21 protein-coding genes are annotated in these 18,651 nt (G+C 72.0%); 15 read left to right on the top strand and 6 right to left on the bottom strand.

The genetic code is table 11. The annotated features are described in order from the left end of the window. The first annotated feature begins 197 nt into the window (after window positions 1–197). The 8 genes from ACH4XV_RS05405 (at window position 198) to ACH4XV_RS05370 (ending at window position 7,497) form a co-directional block, all read left to right on the top strand. Complete coding sequence (locus ACH4XV_RS05405) at window positions 198–971, top strand: acyl-CoA thioesterase (protein ID WP_395786909.1); 774 nt, start codon at window positions 198–200, stop codon at window positions 969–971. 42 nt (window positions 972–1,013) lie between these two features. Further along, a complete protein-coding gene (locus ACH4XV_RS05400) occupies window positions 1,014–1,400 on the top strand; it encodes a VOC family protein (RefSeq protein WP_380000703.1) in 387 nt (128 codons plus the stop codon). Between the two features lie 105 nt (window positions 1,401–1,505). Further along, on the top strand, window positions 1,506–2,285 hold the full coding sequence (locus ACH4XV_RS05395; protein ID WP_395786908.1) for an enoyl-CoA hydratase/isomerase family protein: 780 nt from the start codon (window positions 1,506–1,508) through the stop codon (window positions 2,283–2,285). 3 nt (window positions 2,286–2,288) lie between these two features. Continuing rightward, window positions 2,289–3,212, top strand: coding sequence for an SDR family oxidoreductase (locus tag ACH4XV_RS05390; protein ID WP_395786907.1), 924 nt, complete (start codon window positions 2,289–2,291; stop codon window positions 3,210–3,212). Between the two features lie 243 nt (window positions 3,213–3,455). Continuing rightward, window positions 3,456–4,586 (top strand): magnesium and cobalt transport protein CorA, encoded by a 1,131-nt coding sequence (locus tag ACH4XV_RS05385; RefSeq protein WP_395786906.1) that lies wholly within the window; start codon window positions 3,456–3,458, stop codon window positions 4,584–4,586. Between the two features lie 120 nt (window positions 4,587–4,706). Next, window positions 4,707–5,447 (top strand): alpha/beta fold hydrolase, encoded by a 741-nt coding sequence (locus ACH4XV_RS05380; protein ID WP_395786905.1) that lies wholly within the window; start codon window positions 4,707–4,709, stop codon window positions 5,445–5,447. A 119-nt stretch (window positions 5,448–5,566) separates the two neighbouring features. Further along, complete coding sequence (locus ACH4XV_RS05375; protein WP_395786904.1) at window positions 5,567–6,883, top strand: sensor histidine kinase; 1,317 nt, start codon at window positions 5,567–5,569, stop codon at window positions 6,881–6,883. After that, window positions 6,847–7,497 carry a response regulator transcription factor gene (locus ACH4XV_RS05370; protein ID WP_126640582.1) on the top strand — a complete coding sequence of 217 codons (651 nt, stop codon included), beginning with the start codon at window positions 6,847–6,849 and terminating at the stop codon, window positions 7,495–7,497. The genes ACH4XV_RS05375 and ACH4XV_RS05370 overlap by 37 nt, the downstream gene beginning before the upstream one ends. A gap of 188 nt (window positions 7,498–7,685) precedes the next feature. Here ACH4XV_RS05370 and ACH4XV_RS05365 read toward each other — a convergent pair whose 3' ends face one another. Beyond that, complete coding sequence (locus ACH4XV_RS05365; RefSeq protein WP_395786903.1) at window positions 7,686–7,889, bottom strand: hypothetical protein; 204 nt, start codon at window positions 7,887–7,889, stop codon at window positions 7,686–7,688. Window positions 7,890–8,435: 546 nt separating this feature from the next. On the opposite strand from ACH4XV_RS05365, the gene ACH4XV_RS05360 reads away from it, so the two are divergent. From ACH4XV_RS05360 to ACH4XV_RS05350, 3 genes are all read left to right on the top strand, one after another. Then, window positions 8,436–9,872, top strand: coding sequence for a hemolysin family protein (locus ACH4XV_RS05360; protein WP_395786902.1), 1,437 nt, complete (start codon window positions 8,436–8,438; stop codon window positions 9,870–9,872). After that, a complete protein-coding gene (locus ACH4XV_RS05355; protein WP_380000718.1) occupies window positions 9,869–10,936 on the top strand; it encodes a CNNM domain-containing protein in 1,068 nt (355 codons plus the stop codon). The genes ACH4XV_RS05360 and ACH4XV_RS05355 overlap by 4 nt, the downstream gene beginning before the upstream one ends. A 93-nt stretch (window positions 10,937–11,029) precedes the next feature. After that, window positions 11,030–11,716: a TIGR00266 family protein gene (locus tag ACH4XV_RS05350; protein ID WP_395786901.1), complete on the top strand. Its 687-nt coding sequence runs from the start codon at window positions 11,030–11,032 to the stop codon at window positions 11,714–11,716. A 21-nt stretch (window positions 11,717–11,737) separates the two neighbouring features. On the opposite strand, the gene ACH4XV_RS05345 is transcribed toward ACH4XV_RS05350, so the two are convergent. After that, window positions 11,738–12,499: an AraC family transcriptional regulator gene (locus ACH4XV_RS05345; protein ID WP_395786900.1), complete on the bottom strand. Its 762-nt coding sequence runs from the start codon at window positions 12,497–12,499 to the stop codon at window positions 11,738–11,740. A gap of 108 nt (window positions 12,500–12,607) precedes the next feature. Here ACH4XV_RS05345 and ACH4XV_RS05340 point away from each other — a divergent pair, with 108 nt between their 5' ends. Continuing rightward, entirely contained in the window at window positions 12,608–13,354 is a 747-nt protein-coding gene (locus tag ACH4XV_RS05340) for an HAD family hydrolase (RefSeq protein WP_395786899.1), read from the top strand. Here the strand turns inward: ACH4XV_RS05340 and ACH4XV_RS05335 are convergent. Continuing rightward, complete coding sequence (locus ACH4XV_RS05335; RefSeq protein ID WP_395786898.1) at window positions 13,320–13,772, bottom strand: RpiB/LacA/LacB family sugar-phosphate isomerase; 453 nt, start codon at window positions 13,770–13,772, stop codon at window positions 13,320–13,322. The genes ACH4XV_RS05340 and ACH4XV_RS05335 overlap by 35 nt on opposite strands. A gap of 99 nt (window positions 13,773–13,871) precedes the next feature. Here ACH4XV_RS05335 and ACH4XV_RS05330 point away from each other — a divergent pair, with 99 nt between their 5' ends. The 3 genes from ACH4XV_RS05330 (at window position 13,872) to ACH4XV_RS05320 (ending at window position 15,810) form a co-directional block, all read left to right on the top strand. Further along, the gene (locus tag ACH4XV_RS05330; RefSeq protein ID WP_395786897.1) at window positions 13,872–14,705 is read left to right on the top strand and encodes a helix-turn-helix domain-containing protein; all 834 of its coding nucleotides are present in this window, start codon (window positions 13,872–13,874) and stop codon (window positions 14,703–14,705) included. 137 nt (window positions 14,706–14,842) lie between these two features. Then, entirely contained in the window at window positions 14,843–15,250 is a 408-nt protein-coding gene (locus ACH4XV_RS05325) for a VOC family protein (protein ID WP_395786896.1), read from the top strand. Window positions 15,251–15,333: 83 nt separating this feature from the next. Next, the gene (locus tag ACH4XV_RS05320) at window positions 15,334–15,810 is read left to right on the top strand and encodes a GNAT family N-acetyltransferase (protein WP_395786895.1); all 477 of its coding nucleotides are present in this window, start codon (window positions 15,334–15,336) and stop codon (window positions 15,808–15,810) included. Between the two features lie 39 nt (window positions 15,811–15,849). On the opposite strand, the gene ACH4XV_RS05315 is transcribed toward ACH4XV_RS05320, so the two are convergent. From ACH4XV_RS05315 to ACH4XV_RS05305, 3 genes are all read right to left on the bottom strand, one after another. Further along, a complete protein-coding gene (locus tag ACH4XV_RS05315; RefSeq protein ID WP_395786894.1) occupies window positions 15,850–17,415 on the bottom strand; it encodes an MFS transporter in 1,566 nt (521 codons plus the stop codon). A 72-nt stretch (window positions 17,416–17,487) separates the two neighbouring features. Continuing rightward, window positions 17,488–18,045, bottom strand: a complete 558-nt coding sequence (locus tag ACH4XV_RS05310; RefSeq protein ID WP_395786893.1) for a TetR/AcrR family transcriptional regulator — start codon at window positions 18,043–18,045, stop codon at window positions 17,488–17,490. Between the two features lie 79 nt (window positions 18,046–18,124). Further along, window positions 18,125–18,640, bottom strand: a complete 516-nt coding sequence (locus ACH4XV_RS05305) for a pyridoxamine 5'-phosphate oxidase family protein (protein WP_395786892.1) — start codon at window positions 18,638–18,640, stop codon at window positions 18,125–18,127. Window positions 18,641–18,651 lie beyond the last annotated feature (11 nt).

The raw sequence follows: 18,651 nt of genomic DNA, 5'->3' as shown, positions 1-18,651 counted from the left end.
TTGCAGCCATGAGCAGCGCCGTCAGCCGATTCGTCGCAGAAGTTGAGCCCACCAGACTCAGGCCCGAGGGGGCCGAGGGTAGTGGACCGGAGGCCACCGAAGTTGAGCCTTCCGCACTCAATTCCGAGAAACTTGAGCCCAGCAGACTCAAGCTCGACCTTTTCGAAGGTAAAAGTCCCGATCCTGACGCGTTCCGAGTGTTCGGCGGTTGGCTCGTCGCCCAGGCCCTGGCCGCCGCCGGGGCCACCGTCGACGCGGACCGGGTGCCGCACTCGCTGCACGCCTCGTTCCTGCGGCCGGCCGACGCGACGCTGCCGCTGACCTACCGGGTCACCCGGACCCTCCAGGGACGCACGCTGAGCCACCGTCGGGTCGACGTGCTCCAGGGCGACAGGATCGTCGTACACCTGGTCGCGTCCTTCCGGGTGACCCGCCCCGAGAGCCCGTTCGACCACGCCCCGAGCGCGCCCGCCGCGCCCGACCCGCACACGCTGCCCACCCTGGAACGGCTCCTGGACACGCTGCGCGGTCCGCTGCGCCGGCCGGGCCTGGTCCGGTACAACCCGATCGACATGCGCTTCGTCGACCCGCCGACCTGGGCGGACGAGACGTTCACCGCCCGCCCGCCGCACAACGCGCTGTGGTGTCGCACCGACGGCGAACTCCCGGACGACCCGCTGCTGCACGCGTGCGCCGTCGCCTACGCGACCGACCTGACCTTCCTCGACGCGCTGGTGCTGCCGCACGCGGACACCCTGGCCGGACGCTGGATGCCGCGGGCCAGCCTGGACCACACGATCCGCTTCCACCGCCCGTTCCGCGCCGACGAGTGGTGGTTGTTCGACCAGGAGGGCACCACGCTGCACGGCACGCACGGCACGGTGCACGGTCGGTTGTTCGACGCGGCGGGAAAGCTGTTTGCGACGGTCGGTCAGGAGGCACTGTTCGGCGAGCCGGTCGAACACCGGTAGCCGGGCCGCCGACGGCCGGTGGCCCCAGCCGAAGGAGTTCGCATGTCGCAGCTCGGATTGCAGGTCGGAAAGGTCTCGCTCAACGTCAGCGACCAGGACGCGGCCAAACGTTTCTGGGTCGAGAAGATGGGCTTCGAGGAGGTGCTGGACACCCCCATGGGCGAGGCCGGCAGCCCGCGCTGGATCGAGGTCCGCGCCCCGGGCGACGGCATCACGCTGATCCTGTTCAGTCAGCGCTTCGACATGGAGAAGGTCGGCAGCCTGAACAACGTCCTGTTCACCTGCGACGACCTGCAACGCACCTACGCCGAGCTGAGCGCGAGGGGCATCGACTTCCCGGACAAGCCCGCGCAGCAGGAATGGGGTTGGTGGGCCACCTTCCGCGACAACGAGGGCAACTTCTACGGCCTGACCCAGCGCAACCCCTGACCGGGCGCCGCCGCCCGCGCGGCCGACTGTGATCTTGGCCGCTTGCGCGGCCCCCGGGCCCACGCCTCTCGATTCCTGTGCACCGTTGGGATATCCCAGGGTGTCATGGCGGACAAGCTGCTCCTCGACTACGACGGTCCGATCGCGACGATCACCAACAACAACCCGGACCGGCACAACGCGTTCGACGACGAGATGGACGCGCTGCTCTGGCGCATCCTCGGCGAACTGCGGCAGCGCCCCGAGATCCGGGCGGTGATCTGGCGCGGGGAGGGCAAGTCCTTCTCCTCCGGCCGCGACGTGTCCTCGATCGGCGGTCACCGGGTCGAGGACACGCACCACGAGTTGATGACGCGCGGCCATCGCGGCATCCAGCAGCTGTTCGACCTGGACGCGCCGGTGCTGGTCGCCTGCCGGGGCTGGTCGATCGGCGCGTCCTTCCAGCGTGCGCTGCTGTGCGACATCCGGGTCGCCGCCGAGGGCGCCCGGTTCATGCTCCCGGAGACCACCCACGGGGTGATCCCGGACACCGGCGGGGTGGCCCGCCTGTTCCAGATCTGCGGCCACGGGGTGGCGGCCGACCTGGTGCTGACCGGGCGGCCGATGGACGCCGCCGAGGCGTACGCGCACGGCATCGTCTCGCGCGTGGTGCCCGCCGACGCGCTGGACGCCACCGTGCGCGAGATGGCCGAGCGCATCGCCGCCGCGCCGGCCGTGACGATCAAGACCGCCCGCCGGACGCTCGCCCGGCTCGCCGAACCCGCGGTGCGTGCCTCGATGGCCGACGAGTTGATCGCCCAGACCTTCGTCAACAAGTCGGACGACTACGCCGAGTTCCGCGCCGCGCGCGCCGAACGGCGGCCCGCCCACTACACGGGGAGCTGACCCATGACCGAGACGACCGGGACGAGCGCAACGCGCGGGGCGTCCGACGGCATCATCGGCCTGCCCGAGCCGCCCGCGCTCGGTGCGAGCGCGCTGCCCGCGGGCACCTACGCGGGCCGTACGGTCCTCGTCACCGGCGGCGGCACCGGCCTGGGCCGGGCGATCGCCCTCGAATTCGCCCGCCTCGGCGCGAACCTCGTCGTCGCCAGTCGCAAGGAGGAACACCTGGCGGCGGCCCGCGAGACGCTGGCCGAAACCGGCGCGAAGGTCCGCACCGTGAGCTGCGACATCCGCGAACCCGAGCAGATCACCGCCGCCTTCGACGCGGCGGTCGAATCCTTCGGGCCGCCCGACGTGCTGATCAACAACGCCGCGGCCAACTTCCCCGTACCCGCCGAGGAGATGTCACCCAACGCCTGGCGCACGGTCGTGGACATCACCCTCAACGGCACCTACTTCTGCGCCCGCGAATTCGCCCGCCGACACCTGGCGGCGGGCACCCCCGGCTCGATCGTCAACATCGGCGCGTCCTACGCCTGGACCGGCGGCCCCGGCTTCGCGCACAGCGCGGCGGCCAAGGCGGGCGTGAAGAACATGGTCGAGACGCTCGCGGTGGAGTGGGGCCCGTACGGGATCCAGGTCAACGGCCTGGTCCCGGGCCTGTTCCCGCACGAGGACATGACCGCCGACATCAAGGGCAACCTCGCCGGCACCCACGACAAGGACCCGTGCCAGCCCGCCATGCGGGTCGGCCGGCTGCGCGAACTGGGCTGGGCCGCGACGTTCCTGGCCTCGCCCTACGCCCGCTTCGTCTCCGGGCACACCCTGGTCGTGGACGGCGCCAACTGGCAGCGCCGCGGCCTGGTCAACCCGCCCGTGGTCACCGTGCGGCAGCAGATGGGCAAGGGGCCGTTCGTGCTGCCGTAGCCCGACTCCGGCCGGGCCGGGGCGCCTCGATCCGCCCCGACCCGGCCGGTTTCCGCCGCAGCCCACCCGGCGCATCCCCGACGGATCCCCACGGGCCCAAACCGGGCTATGCCCTGAATGGCATACATACGCGATATCTGCGCGGAAATATGGACAATACGAAGGAGAGCCGACCGCGACTCCCGGCGCGAGCGGCCCGATGTGGTGTCCGTGCTCGTCGCCGCCCAGTGTCCGGAGCCCCGCATGTCCGATCGGCGTCTGCCCTTCCGCGCCCGCAGGCACGGCACGCCCGAACCGCCCGAGCGCTCGATGGACCCCCGGGCGGCGGACACCCCCGAGCCCCCGCCCGTCGAGCACAGCCTGATCGACACGGCGATCTACGTGGAGGGGGTACGCGTCGCCTCGCCGACCACCCTCGCCGACACCTACCGCGAATTGCACGCCCGCCCGGGCGCCATGGCCTGGATCGGCCTGTACCGCCCCTCCGAGAGCCAACTCCTCTCCGCCGCCGAGGAGTTCGACCTGCACGCGCTGGCCGTCGAGGACGCGATCGTGGCCCACCAGCGCCCCAAGCTCGAACGCTACGGCGAGACCCTGTTCGTCGTCCTGCGCGCCGCCCGCTACCTCGACGACGTCGAGGAGGTCGACTTCGGCGAGTTGCACGTCTTCCTCGGCCGCAACTTCGTGGTCACCGTCCGCCACTCCGAGTCCCCCGACCTGTCCGCCGTGCGCCGCTGGGCGGAGGAACGGCCCGAACTCCTGCGCCAGGGCCCCGAGGCGGTGCTCTACGCGATCCTGGACAGCGTCGTGGACGCCTACGCCCCGGTCGTCGGCGGACTGCAGAACGACATCGACGAGATCGAGGCGGAGGCCTTCCTCGGCGCCCCGAACGTCTCCCGGCGCATCTACGAACTCTCCCGCGAGGTGATCGAGTTCCAGCGCGCGACCCGCCCGCTGCTGCTCATGCTCGCCGACCTGTCCACCGGCTTCGACAAGTACCACGTGGACGAGGAGCTGCGCCGCTACCTGCGCGACGTCCAAGACCACGCGACGATCGCGGTGGAGCGCGTGGTCGGCTTTCGCCAACTGCTCGAAGGCATCATGCGGGTCAACGCGGTGGTGGTGACCCAGGCCCAGAACGAGGAGATGAAGCAGCTCACCGCGGCCAGCAACGCGCAGAACGAGGAGGTCAAGAAGATCTCCGCGTGGGCGGCCATCCTGTTCGCACCGACCCTGATCGGCACCGTGTACGGGATGAACTTCGACCACATGCCCGAACTGCACTGGGCGTACGGCTACCCGTACGCGATCGGCCTGATGCTCGTGGTCTGCGCCGTCCTCTACCTGATCTTCAAGCGCCGGAACTGGCTCTGAGGCACCGGAAACCCCCGACGCGTGCCAATCCCGGTATCAAACCTGTCGTGATCTGTCAGGTACACGCGACAGGATCCCGAGCGCAGGACGAACACCGAACCACGATCGAGGAGCATCACCATGGCGAACATCGTTCTCGTGCCCGGCTACTGGCTCGGCGCGTGGGCCTGGGACCGGGTCGCCGAACCGCTGCGCGCCGCCGGCCACGACGTCGTCGCGATCACCCTGCCCGGCCTGGAGCCCGACCGCACCGACGGGACGGGCGTCGACCTGGCCGCCCAGTCCCGGGCCCTGGTCGACGAGATCACCACGCGCGACCTCACCGACGTGGTCCTGGCCGCCCACTCGGGCGGCGCGTTCGCCGCGTACGAGGCGCTGGACCGGATCCCGGAGCGGATCGCCCGCATCGTCTACGTGGACGCCGGCCCGGTGGCCGCCGGCGTCTCGTTCGTCGACCTCCAGGAGCCCGAGGAGCGGGCCCGGATCGAGGCCGAGGTCGCCGCTCGCGGCGACGGCCGCTACATCTACCCCTGGGACCCGGCCGCCGACCCGGTGATGCTCGACGGCCTGTCCGACACCGACCTCGCCGAACTGCGCGCCCGCGCGATGCCCCAGCCGTACGCCGTGGCCGTGAGCGCGCAGCGGGTCGCCGACCCGGCCCGGCTGCGGGTGCCGGCCCACCTGATCACCTGCCTGTTCCCGGCCGCGCAGGTCGAGGCGATGATCGCGGCCGGGCACCCGTTCATGGCCGAGTTCGCCGCGGCCGAGCAGCGCACGGTGCACAGCCTGCCGACCGGTCACTGGCCGATGTTCTCGCGCCCGAAGGACCTCGCCGAATTGTTGTCCGACATCGCCGGCTGACCCCGAACCGGGGTGGGCCCAGGCCCACCCCGGTTCGGGGTGCCTCCCCCGTGACCTGCCCGGTCGGCGCCCGACACACTGATGACACCAGCAGTCAGGCAGATCCACGGGAGGACCCCATGAGCACGCTCACGCCCGACAGAGCCGCCCCGCCGGCCACCCGGTGGCGGCTCGGCTGGGCGCTGCTGTGCGCCTGGCGCGGCTTCGCTCTGGTCTTCCTCTCGGTCCCCGCCCTCGCGCTGTTCATCACCTGCGTCGTGTTCATGGCGCTGCTGCCGATAGGCGTCGGCCTGCTGTTCTTCTTCCCCCTGATGTTGCTGTTGCGCGCCACCGCCAACGTGACCCGCAAGGCGATGCGCTCGTGGGCGCACGTTCCGATCGACACCCCGTACCGGCGGCTGCCCACGGGCGGCGGCGTGACCGGGCTGTGGGCGCGCACCAAGCGCATGATCACCGAGGCGGCCACCTGGCGGGACCTGCTGTGGGCGCTGCTCTACCTGCCGTCGAGCCTGCTGATCGCGTGCTTCCCGATGTTGCTGATCGTCAACGGCCTGCACGGCGTGCTGATGCCGTTCCTGTGGGAGGTGGCCTACCGGCACGTCGACGACGCGCAGTGGTACACGTTCATCAAGGTGAACAGCGTGCAGCGGGCCGGCCTCGCGGTGCCGTGGGGCCTGGTCCAGGTGGCCGCCGGCCTCGCCCTCGCGCCCTGGTTCGCCCGGGTCAACGGTCTGTGGAACCGCTCCCTGCTCGCCCCCACCAAGCAGGCCGAGTTGGCGCTGCGGGTCCAGCACCTGACCGAGAGCCGGACCGACGCGGTGGACGCCTCGGCGGCCGAACTGCGCCGGATCGAGCGTGACCTGCACGACGGCGCGCAGGCCCGCCTGGTCGCGATGGGGATGAACCTGGGCGCCGCGGAGGCGCTGATGAAGACCGACCCCGACGCGGCCCGCGTATTGCTCGCCGAGACCCGCGAGGCGTCCGCGAAGGCGCTGCACGAACTGCGCGACCTGGTCCGGGGCATCCACCCGCCGGTGTTGTCCGACCGGGGCCTGGCCGACGCGGTGCGCGCGGTGGCCCTGGAGAGCCCGCTCGACGTCAACGTCAACGTCTCGCTGCCGGGCCGGCCCGAACTCCCGCTGGAGTCCGCCGCCTACTTCGCGGTCACCGAGGTGCTGACCAACGCGGCCAAACACTCCGGCGGCCGGCACGTGGAGATCGATCTCACGTACACGGACGGCTCGTTGCGGATCACGGTCACCGACGACGGCGAAGGCGGCGCCGATCTGATGAAGGGCACGGGACTGCGCGGCATCCAGCGCCGACTCGATACATTCGACGGGACGCTCGCCCTGCACTCCCCGGTGGGCGGCCCGACGACTGTAATCATGGAGCTGCCGTGCGACTTGTCCTCGCGGAAGACCTCGCCCTCCTGAGGGACGGGCTGGTCCGCCTGCTCCAGGCGCACGGCTTCGAGATCGTCGCGGCCGTGGACAACGGGCCCGAACTGCTCCGGGCCCTGGTGCAGCACAAGCCGGACGTCGCGGTGGTCGACGTCCGGCTCCCGCCGACCTTCACCGACGAGGGCCTCCAGGCCGCCCTGGAGGCCCGCCGGCAGGTCCCGGGGCTGCCGATCCTGGTGTTGTCGCAGTACGTCGAACAGCTCTACGCCCGCGAACTGCTCGCGGACGGCACCGGCGCGGTGGGGTATCTGCTCAAGGACCGCGTCTTCAACACCGACGAGTTCGTGGACGCGGTCCGCCGGGTCGCGTCGGGAGGCACCGCGATGGACCCCGAAGTGATCTCGAAGCTGCTCGCCCGCAACGTGCGGGACAAACCGCTGGCCCAGCTGACCCCGCGCGAACGCGAGGTCCTGGAGCTGATGGCGGAGGGATGCTCCAACGCGGCCATCGCAGGCCGCCTGTTCGTATCGGAGGGCGCGGTGAGCAAGCACACCACGAACATCTTCGCCAAGCTGTCGATCGACACATCGGACGAAACGAACCGTCGTGTCCTGGCGGTTCTGGCCTACCTCAACGGAACCAACTAGGTCCTGTCCGGCGGATCCCCACGAACCGCCGGCACGGCCGGCGACGTCACGAGCGGGCGATCACCCCACGGTGGTCGCACCCGCTCGGCCCGGGACTGCGCAGGGGCGACTCACCCGTGCCGTACGGAGGGGCCGCGACGGGCGAAAGGCCCGGTGGGCCGGCACCCTCGTCGTGGCTCGCTCAGCGATCAGGAGCCGGCGGTCAGGCGCAGCAGGCGGTCCCGCTCCTCCTCGACGATGCGTTGGGCCCGGAGGACGACGGCCTCGGGCACCCCTTCGGGCAGCTCGCCGAAGTCGCGGAATCGGCGGAGGTCGCGTGGACGAACGCCGGTGATGTCGTAGGCCTTCAACGCGGCGAGCGACACGGCGTAGTCGTCGAGTGTGCGAGGCATGGTCTCCTTCTCGCGCGCTGAGAGGTCCGATCCGGGCGCCTCGGGCGAGCCGGCGTCGGCCGGATCAGGGCTGCTGTCGTACACGCTGCCCCCGTCTGATGTTGTCAACGTCATTGCGGCGGTGCGGGTTCCCGATACCAATCTTCCGGACAGGAGGGCGTGGGTCGCTCCCCCGTACGGATGAACTTCGCGACGCCTGTGGCAGGAGGCGCGGATTTTCGCTATTTCCCCCGCCGCGGTGTGTGCGTCGCACACCCCCGACGGACCCTCATCACCTCACGGTGTTCGAGGAAGCACAGATTGTCATGGCGCGGGGTGGAAAGCCAAGCATCTTTTGATACTGGTCCGAATCCGACCCCTCTCGCCCGCATCATCGCCCGGCTCCGGGGAACAAGGGCGCGCGATGATACGTTCGTCGTGGTAAGTGTTTGACCCTGAATTGCCCGTTGAGCAAGGAGCGTGTGTGTCCGCCCAAGAGACGGACCCCCCTAGTACCGGTCCCTCCCGAGACTGTGATCGAAGCCGCGACGTCCGGGAGGCGGTCTCATGACCGCGGCTCTGGGCATAGCCGCGATCGTCGTGCTGACCCTCGGTACCGGTTTCTTCGTCGCCCAGGAATTCGCCTACGTGGCGGCCGACCGGAGCCTGCTGCGTCGTCGCGCGGAGGCCGGTGACAAGGCCGCCGCCCGGGCGATGACCGTGATGGGGCGACTGTCGTTCATGTTGTCGGGTGCCCAACTGGGCATCACCGTGACGGCCCTGCTGGTCGGTTTCATCGCCGAGCCCGCGCTGGCCGCCGTGATCTCCCCCCTCCTCGAACTGGTCTCGGTGCCCGACGGCGCCGTCCCGGTGATCGCGCTCGTCCTCGGCTTCGCGGTCGCCACCGCGATCCAGATGGTGCTGGGCGAGCTGGTCCCGAAGAACTGGGGCATCGCCGAGCCGGAGCGTGTCGCCGTCCTGCTGGGCCGGCCGACCCTCGTGTACCTGAAGGTCGCCGGCCCGCTGATCCGGCTGTTCGACACCCTGGCCAACCGCATCGTGCGCTCGATCGGCATCGAACCGGTCGAGGAGTTGCACGGCGGGGCCACCACCGAGGAGCTGGCGCACATCGTCGACGAGGCCGGCCGGGACGGCGACCTCGACCCCGGTCTGTCCGGGATCCTGCGCCGCGCGATCGCGTTCGGCGACCTGAGCGTGGACCAGGTGATGGTGCCGCGACCGGACGTGGTCCGGGTCCGCGCCGAGACCACCGCCGCCGAGCTGATCGAATTGGTCGCCGAGTGCGGCCACTCGCACTACCCGGTGGTCGGCGAGCGGGTCGACGACGTCCTGGGCGTGGTCGGCGTGGCCTGCCTGCTGGAGGTGGCCCCCGAGGACGCCGCGCACGTCACCGCCGGATCCATCGCCCGCCCCGCGCTGCTCGTCCCCGACACCGCCGGGCTGGCCTCGCTGCTCGAACAACTGCGGTCCGCCAACGAGGAGTTCGCGGTCGTCCTGGACGAGCACGGCGGACTCGCCGGGATCGTCACCTACGAGGACGTGGCCGAGGAACTGGTCGGCGAGATCGCCGACGAGAGCGACGACGAGGACCCCGTCGACACCGAGCCGGAGGACGGCTGGTGGCGCCTGGACGCCGGACTGCGGGTGGACGAGACCGAGCGGATCGTCGGCGCCGAGTTGCCCGACGGGCCGTACGACACCCTCGGCGGCCTGGTCATCGCGCACCTGGGTCGGCTGCCCGAGGTGGGCGACCGCATCCGGGTCCCCGACCCCGACGAGGTCCGCGCCGGACGCTCGGCCGAGGAGGACGACGAGCCGATCCGCTACACCGAGATCGAGGTGCTGGCGGTCGAACGGCACGTACCGGCCCTGGTCCGGCTTCGCGTGCTGACCTCCGAGCCCGCGTTCCCCCGCGACATTCCCGAATGGAGCGCCGATCGGCGCTCCGGAGACCCCACACGCACCACAGAGGTGACCGCATGACCCCGTCCCTGGCCTCCGGTGGTGGCCTGGGCTCGATGGAGCTGGGCCTGTGGCCCGCCCTGGCCGTCACGGTCGCGCTGCTCGTGGGCAACGCGTTCTTCGTCGCCGCCGAGTTCGCGATGGTCGCCGCGCGGCGGCACCGCCTGGAGGCGCTGGCCGCCGAGCGCAAGCGCGGCGCCAAGTCGGCGCTGGCGGGCGTACGGGAGTTGTCCCTGATGCTGGCCGGTGCCCAGTTGGGCATCACCATGTGTTCGCTGGGCCTGGGCATCGTGTCCGAGCCGGCCATCGCCACCATGCTCGACCCGCTCTTCGACGCCGTCGGCATGCCGGCCGCGGCGGGGCACGCGGTGGCGTTCGCGATCGCGTTGGTGGTCGTGGTGATCCTGCACATGGTGCTGGGCGAGATGGCACCCAAGTCGTGGGCGATCGCCGGCCCCGAGAAGGTCGCGCTCGTCCTGGCCCCGTCCTTCCGCGGCTACACCCGCGTGGTTCGGCCGCTGCTGCGCGCGATGAACGGGGTCAGCAACGCGATCCTGCGGCTGGCCCGGATCGACCCCAAGGACGAGTTGTCGCACCCCAAGGACGCCGAGGGGCTGCGCCGCCTGGTGGGCGAGTCCCGCCGGCTGGGTCTGATCGACAACGCCTCGCACGACGTGCTCTCGGGCACGCTGCGCACGCACACCGAGCCGCTGGCCCGGCTGATCGTGCCGACCGCCGAGATCGACTCGGTGCCGGCCGACGCGGGACCGGAGGAGATCGCCGCGGTCTCGCGCCGCAACGGCCGCAACCGGCTGCTCGTGCGCGGCGAGGACGGCACGCTGTTCGGAGTGGTGCACATCCGCAAGGTGCTCACCTCGCGCACCCAGGCGTCCGGGAACACCGCCGGCGAACTGGCCACCGCGGTGCTCACCCTCACCGTGGACACCCCGATCCAGCGTGCCGTGGCCGCCCTCCAGGAACGCCGCGCGTCCCTGGCCCTGGTCCACGCCGCCGACGGCACCCTCCTGGGTCTCGTCGGCCTGGACGACCTCCTGGGCAGCGTGCTGGGCGCCAGAGCCGCGTGACCGCGCCCCGGCCGGACCCGATCGGGTGACACCGGTCGGCCGGTCGGGTTGCTTTGGTCGGGGGCCGGGGGCGGGGCGTGTCACGTTCGCCGCATGAGAGTCGACGTCAGACACGGTCCCGCCTTCGCCGCCGCGCGCTGCCTGCTCGATCCGGGCGAGGCGATGCGGGCCGAATCCGGCGCGATGATGGCGCACAGCGCGGGCGTGGAGATCTCCGCCAAGGTCGAAGGCGGCATCATGCGCGGCCTCAAGCGCAGCGTGCTGGGCGGGGAGTCGCTCTTCCAGACCACGTTCACCGCGCCCGCGCGGGGCGGGTGGGTGGACGTGGCCACCGCGCTGCCCGGCGACATCGCCGACGTCACGCTCACCCCCGACGTGCCCGAGTTCCTGCTCACCCGGACCAGCTGGCTCGCCAACTCCGCGGGGGTGCAGATCGACACCCGGTGGGGCGGGCTGCGCAACCTGGTCGGCGGCGAGGGCGGGTTCCTCGTGCACGCGTCCGGGCAGGGCGAGGTGATCATGGGCTGCTACGGCGCGCTGGACGTGCTGGACCTGGAGGCGGGCGAGCAGGTCGTGATCGACACCGGCCATGTGGTCGCCTACGCGCCGACGATCACCTTCACCACCCGTCGGGCCGCGCGCGGGCGCACGATCGCCTCGGTCACCTCCGGCGAGGGTCTGGTCTTCGACTTCACCGGGCCCGGCCGGGTGCTCACCCAGACCCGCAACCCGTCCGCGTTCGCGTCGTTCGTCGCCGGTCTGCCGGGCGTACGCAACTGAGTGGGGGCGGCCGGCGGCGACTCACCTCCACGCGCGGTGTGCCCCCGGGGTGTGGCCGAACGCGCGCCGGAAGACGTCGATGAACGCGCTCGCCGAGGACCACCCGCAGCGGTGCGCCACGGTGGTCACCGGTACGTCCTCGGCGAGCAGTACGAGCGCGTGGTGCAGGCGGGCCTGGGTGCGCCACTGCGGGAACGTCATGCCCACCTCGGCCGCGAACAGCCGGGTCAGCGTGCGCTCGCCCGCGCCCACCGCCGCGCCCAGGGCGGCCAGTGTGCGCTGATCGGCGGGATCGGCCCGCAGCAGCGCGCAGACCGCCACCAGGCGCGGATCCCGGCCGGTGGGCAGGTGCAGCGCCTGCCGGGGGCTGTGCCGGAGCTGGTCCAGCAGGACCGCGAGGATGCGTCGTCCCTCGTCGGTGTCCACGAGGTCGGGGCGGCTGTAGGCGATGATCAGCTCGCGCAGCAGCGGGCCGACGGCGAGCACCGCGGGGCGGGCCGGGTCCAACGGGTCGTCGTCGGCGGGGATGCCCACCGCGTGCAGCACGGTCCGCCCGTGCGCGCGGTGCCGGTGCAGGGTGCCGGCCGGGATCCACAACGCGCGGGTGGCGGGCGCGACCCAGGTGCCGGCGTCGGTGCTCACCGACAACACGCCCCGACCCGCGTAGACGACCTGGTGCACGTCGTGCCGGTGCGCCGTCACCCCGCCCCCGGCCGGCAGGTGACGGGTGTTCGTGCTCAGCCCGGTGGGCGGCTCGGCGAGGGGTCGGCGGGAAATCGGCATCGCCCGGCAGGCTATCGCGGGCCCGCCGACGACGCCGCCCCGCACCGACCCGGCCGCGACGGTGCGCGCAGCGGTGTAAGCCGCTCGCGGATCGGGGACCGGCCGGGCATGAACGTACGCGCGCTGGCCGTCGACTTCGGGGACACCCTGGCGGTCCCCGGGCCCAACCCCGACGGCCGCGTCGTCCTGGAGGTGCTGCGCGAGTTGCCGGGCACACACGTCCCGGACACCTTCGTGGCCGCCTACGACCACGTGCACCGGATCACCCGCGAGGGCGACCGGGTCCGGGACACGCACACCTCCTTCGCCACCGAGATCCACTGGGCCGCCCGGTTGTGCGGAGCGCGGATCCCGGACCCCGAGGCGGCCCTCGAACCGGTCTTCGAGCGGGTCCCCGACTCCCGGGTGATCCGCCGGGCCGCCGAGGCGCTGCTGCGTATCCGGGCCCGCGGCGACCTGGTCTGCGTCCTCGCGTGCGACACCCAGCGACCCGAGTCGGTACGCCGGCGCACCCTGGCCGAGGCGGGCATCGAGGAGTGCTTCGACGCCGTCGTGCTCTCCTGCGCGATCGGCCTGCGCAAGCCGCACCCGGACTTCTACGCCGAGGTCGAACGCGCCTGCGGCGTCCCGCGCGAGGGGATCATGTTCGTCGGCAACACCCCGAGCAAGGACGCCACCGCGCCGCACGTGTACGGGATGCGCGCCGTGCTGATCGCGCCGACCGGGCGCCCGCCGGGCCTGGCCGCCGCGATCGGGGTGATCGGGCACTTCGCCGAGCTGCCCGACCACCTCGATCGCACCGCCGCCGAACGGCCCACGCTCAGCGGCGGATCTCCGCCACGTGCTCCACGTTGAGCACGTCCGCGACGTCACGGCTCGGCGCGGTCGCGAACCACGCGTCCAGGATCTCCATCAGCACCGGCCCCGAGGTCAGCCGCATGCTCAGCGCCAGCACGTTCGCGTGGTTCCAGCGCCGCGCGCCGGCCGCCGTCTCCGCGTCCGAGCACAGCGCCGCCCGGATCCCGTCCACCTTGTTCGCCGCGATCGACGCACCGGTACCGGTCCAGCAACACACGATCGCCTGATCGGCCCGCCCCGCCGCCACCTCGCGCGCGGCCGCGGCGCTCACCGGGGCCCAGTCGTCGGCGAACTCGGGCTTGTGCGCCGGGTCGAAAGCGCCGAACGGCAACACTTCGTGGCCACGCTTGCGCAGTTCGTCGGCGAGGTACAGGCCGCAGCCCTTGATCTGGTCGGCCGAGATCGCGATGCGCATCGGATACTCCCTGGTCGGTGCTTCGTCTGGTCGGTGGTCGGCGCCTTGTCGGCACCGGGTGTGAGACTGGACAGCATGGTCCCCACGGACACTTTGCACGTGACCCGACACACCTCCGCGCTCGGGTCCATGGCGACCGCGTCCGCGCCCACGCATCCCGCGCTCGCGCCCCTGCTCGACTCCTACCTCGGCTACGACGAGCACACCCACACGCCGCTGCGCCGCCGCGAGCCGGCCACCGGTTCGATCACCGTGATCATCGGATTCGCGCCGATCCGGGTCCACTCCCCGCACGCGGGGTCGGCCACGCCGGGAACCACCCGCTCGTTCGTGGCCGGGCTGCACGCCGGGCCCACATTCGTCGAGCACGACGGCCGACAGGCCGGCATCCAACTCGACCTGACCCCGCTCGGCGCCTACACGCTGCTCGGCCTGCCCTTGGCCGAGATCGCCGACCGGGTGGTGCACCTCGACGACCTGCCCGGGTGGGACGGCGACGCGCTGATCGATCGGCTGGTGTCCGCGCCCGACTGGTCGACCCGCTTCGCCCACCTCGACGAGGTCCTGCTCCGCCGTCTGGCGATCGGCCCCGAGCCGCTGCCCGAGGTGATCCGCTCCTGGGACCTGCTGACGGCGAGCGCCGGTCGGATCGCCGTCACCACACTGGCCCGGGAGACCGGATGGAGCCGGCGCCGGCTCGGCGCCCGCTTCCGGGAGACCGTCGGCCTGCCGCCCAAGACGGTGGCCCGGCTGTTGCGCTTCCGGCACGCGATCGCGCTCTTGGAGGGGGCGCCGCGCTCGTGGGCGGAGGTCGCGGCGGAGGCCGGCTACTACGACCAGGCGCACTTCAATCGTGATTTCAAGGTGCTCGCGGGCTGCACGCCCGGTGCCCACTTGGGCTCCCGGCTGCCCACCGGCGGCTTCGCGGCCTGACCCGCGCCGGCCGACGGCGCTCGTTCCCGTTTGTCCAATACCGCGAGGGGTCACCCGCCGGAGGCTGGTCTCGACCCACCCGGCAGCCGCCGGACCCACCGGAACAGGCCGCCACACCCGGCCGCAAGGAGCGCACCATGAGCGACAACACACTGATCGCCGACCTCGTCCCGACCCTGCGCTACAACGACGCGACGGCGGCGATCACCTTTCTCCGGGAAGCCTTCGGGATGACCGCGGTCATGGTGGTCCCGGGCGACGACGACACCGTCGCACACGCCGAACTGACCTTCGGCAACGCCATGGTGATGCTCGGCAGCAACCCGCCGGCGGGGTCCGACGCGTTGCTGCGGTGGCCCGTCGGCGGCTCCGCGCTCTATGGCGTGATCGACGGCGACGTGGACGCGCACTGCGCGCGGGCGGTGGCGGCGGGCGCGACCGTGGTGCTGGAGCCGAAGGACCAGGACTACGGCGGTCGCGGCTACACCGTCCGCGACCCCGAGGGCAACCTCTGGAGCTTCGGCAGCTACCGCCCGAGGGTCTGAGCCCGCGTGCGTCGGCGGGCCGGTGCGCGACCGGGCCAGGGCCCGCCGATGATCGCGTGATCCCCACGGGCTAGCGTCATTCCGTGGAGATCGAGACTTTGGGGTACGACCACCCCGATGTGCGCAAGCTGGTGGCGGATGTGCAGCAGGAGTACGTGCACCGCTACGGCGACCCCGACGAGACGGCGGTCGACCCGGCCGAATTCTTGCCGCCCCAGGGCCTGTTCTGCGTGGCGTACGACAACGGCGCCCCGATCGCCTGCGGGGGCTGGCGGACCCGCGGCGCGTCGCCGGAGGATCCGAGCCTGAACGACGGCGACGCCGAGCTCAAGCGGATGTACGTGGTGCCGCACGCCCGCGGGCGCGGTCTGTCCCGGGTGATCCTCGCGCACCTGGAGGAGACCGCCCGCGCGGCGGGCCGGCTGCGGGTGGTCCTGGAGACCGGGGCCAAGCAGCCGGAGGCGATCGCGCTGTACCGGTCCTCCGGATACGAGCGCATACCCGGGTTCGGCTACTACAAGGACTACCCGAGCAGCATGTGCTTCGCGAAGGCGCTCTGAGGTCCGCCGGCGGGGGCGCCCCCGCCGGCGGACCGGTCGTCAGTGCTCCACGTCGGACCCGGCGGTCCGCGCGCCGCGCAGCATGAACCAGGCCGCGACGGCGGCGGCCAGCAGTACTACCGCGCCCGCGCCGGCCGCGATCCGCAGCCCCTCCAGGAACGCGTCGTTGGCCGAGTGGGTGAGGTCGGCGGCGACCTGCCCGGACACCGTGTCGGCCGCCTCGGCGGCGCCGGCGAGCGACTCGCGCGCACCGTCGGCCGCCGAGCCGGACACCCCCTCGGGCACCGTCAGATGGCCCCGGTAGATCCCGGTGACCACCGAGCCGAGCAGCGCGATGCCCAGCGCCGCGCCCAGTTCGTACGCGGTTTCCGAGACCGCCGAGGCCGCGCCCGCGTTCTCCTTCGGCGCGCTGCCCAGGATCAGGTCGGCGGTGACCGTGAACGAGAAGCCCGCGCCGACACCGACCAGGAGCAGCACGCCGCCCAGGTAGAGGTACGGCGTGTCCTCGGCCAGCACGGTGAGCGCGCCCAGGGCCAGCCCGATCGAGGTCAGACCCGACGTCACCACCACGCGGGGGGTGAGCCGGCGGGCCGCCGCACCCGCGAGCAGACCCGACACGATCGCCCCGACGGTGGCCGGCAGCTCGGCCAGGCCCGCCTGCAACGGGCTGCGCCCCTGGACCAGTTGGAGGAACTGGGACAGGAAGAAGATCAACCCGGACATGCCGAGCACGGTGAGCAGGTCGGCCAGTACCGACCCGGAGAACGCCCGGTTGCGGAACAGGCGCATGTCGAGCAGCGGCACCGGCAGCGACAACTGCCGGCGGCCGAACCACACCAGCGCGCCCACCCCGATCGCGAGCGCCGCCCACACGTCGGGGCGCAGCAGGCCGTGGGTCGCGGCCTCCTTGACCGCGTAGACGGTCGCGATCATGCCGACCAGGGACAGTGCGGCGCTGAGCATGTCCCACGGGCCCGGGTTCGGGTTGCGCGACTCGGGGAGCATCTTGACGCCGACGGCGATCAGTACGGCCATCACCGGCAGGTTGATCAGGAAGACCGAACCCCACCAGAAGTGTTCGAGCAGGAAGCCGCCGACGACCGGGCCGAACGCGGCGCCGGCCATCGACATCGCGCCCCACACGCCGATCGCGAAGCTGCGTTCGCGCGCGTCGGGGAAGATGTTGCGGACCAGGGCGAGGGTGGAGGGCATCAGCGACGCACCGGCGACGCCCATCGCGACCCGGGCCGCGATCAGCGCCTCGGCGCTGGGCGCGTAGGCGGCGGCCACGGACAGCGCGCCGAACGCGGCCGAGCCGAAGAGCAGCAACTTCTTGCGGCCGATCCGGTCGCCGAGGGTGCCGGCGGTGACCAGCAGACCGGCGATGACGAAGGAGTAGACGTCGCCGATCCACAGCAGCTGGGTGCCGGTCGGCTCCAGGTCCTCGCTGAGGAACGGGATGGCCAGGCCGAGCACGGTGGCGTCGATCGCCACGAGCAGTACCGACAGGGTCAGTACGCCGAGCGCGATCCAGCGGCCCGGCGCGCCCTTGACGGGGTTGCCGGTGCCGGTATGAGCAGGAACCGAGGAAGTGGGAGCTGCCATGATCGAAAGTCCAAAAAAAGAGATGGAACCAGGGGCGGGGCGCCGGATCGGGTGTCGCGTCGCCCCGGGGGGTCAGTCGGGGTTGCCTGGGGTGCGCCGCGCGCCGCCGAGCAGGAGTTCGGCGACCGAGCGGGCCGCGTCGCGGCCGGCGAGTCGGCCCTCGTGCACGGCCCAGCCGGCGGCGGCGACGAACGAGAACAGCGCCTCGGTGACCCACTGGGCGGTCAGGTCGACGCGCATCGAGCCGTTCTCCTGGCCGCGCCGGACCACGGCGGCCACCTGCTCGTCCATCACGCTCCAGGCCCGCTCCAGGTCCGGGTCGCCGACCAGTGAGCTCTCGCCGTACAGGAACGCCACGTAGTCGGCGCAGGGCATCAGCTGCTCGACCAGGTCGCGCAGTGCCCGCGGTACGTCGTCGGCGCTCAGGTCGGCGGTGTCGATCGCGCGCCCGATTCGGGCGGATGCCTGCGCGCCGAGCGCGGTGATCAGCGCCGGGCGGCCGGGGAACATCCGGTGCAGCGTGGCCCGGCTGATCCCGGCGGCGCGGGCGATCTCGTCCATGGACGAGGCGGGGCGCCGGAGCAGCAGGGTGACGGCGGCGCGCAGCACCTGCTCGTTGTCGGTGGGCATGGATCAACTCTAGCCCGAATGAGACAACTCTGTCTCAGGAATTACGCGACGGGCTCATGCGGCACGTCGAGGCATCGGGTCAACCCGCGCCCTGCGGGGTCAGCTCCGGGCGGGGCTCCTGCCAGGTCAGTACCGCATTGCCGAGCCCGGCCCCCCGTCCGGCGCCCGGGAAGACCCGCAGCCGCCACGGCGACAGGCGCATCACCGCGAAGTCGGGCGAGGAGGGCTTCTCCCACCCGGGCACCCCGGCCGGGTCGTAGCCCAGCGGCTCCGGGGTGTCCCGGAACAGGTGCCACACCCGCTCGCGGACCTCCTCGTCGAAGAGCAGGTCCGCGCGGCATTCGGCGGCACACGTGTCGTGCGTGGGCGACCAGTAGTTGCAGGACACGAACGGGTTGCGGGCGATGTGCGCGCGTTTGGTCGCGGTCGGCGCGGTGGCCACCCAACCGGTGAGCCGACCGTGTTCCCACACCCAGTAGGGGTGCAGGATCCGGGTGCGAGGGCGACCGGCGCTGTCCACGGTGGCTATCGAGGCCCACACGATCGAGTGGGCCATGGCGACGAAGGCCGGGGCCGCGGTTTCCAGATCGGTCATGGCGGCAACCC

Source organism: Embleya sp. NPDC020630, assembly GCF_044334985.1.
Taxonomy (GTDB): Bacteria; Actinomycetota; Actinomycetes; order Streptomycetales; family Streptomycetaceae; genus Embleya.
The sequence above is the reverse complement of the archived record's forward strand: the minus strand, read 5'-3'. Positions and strand labels throughout refer to the sequence as shown.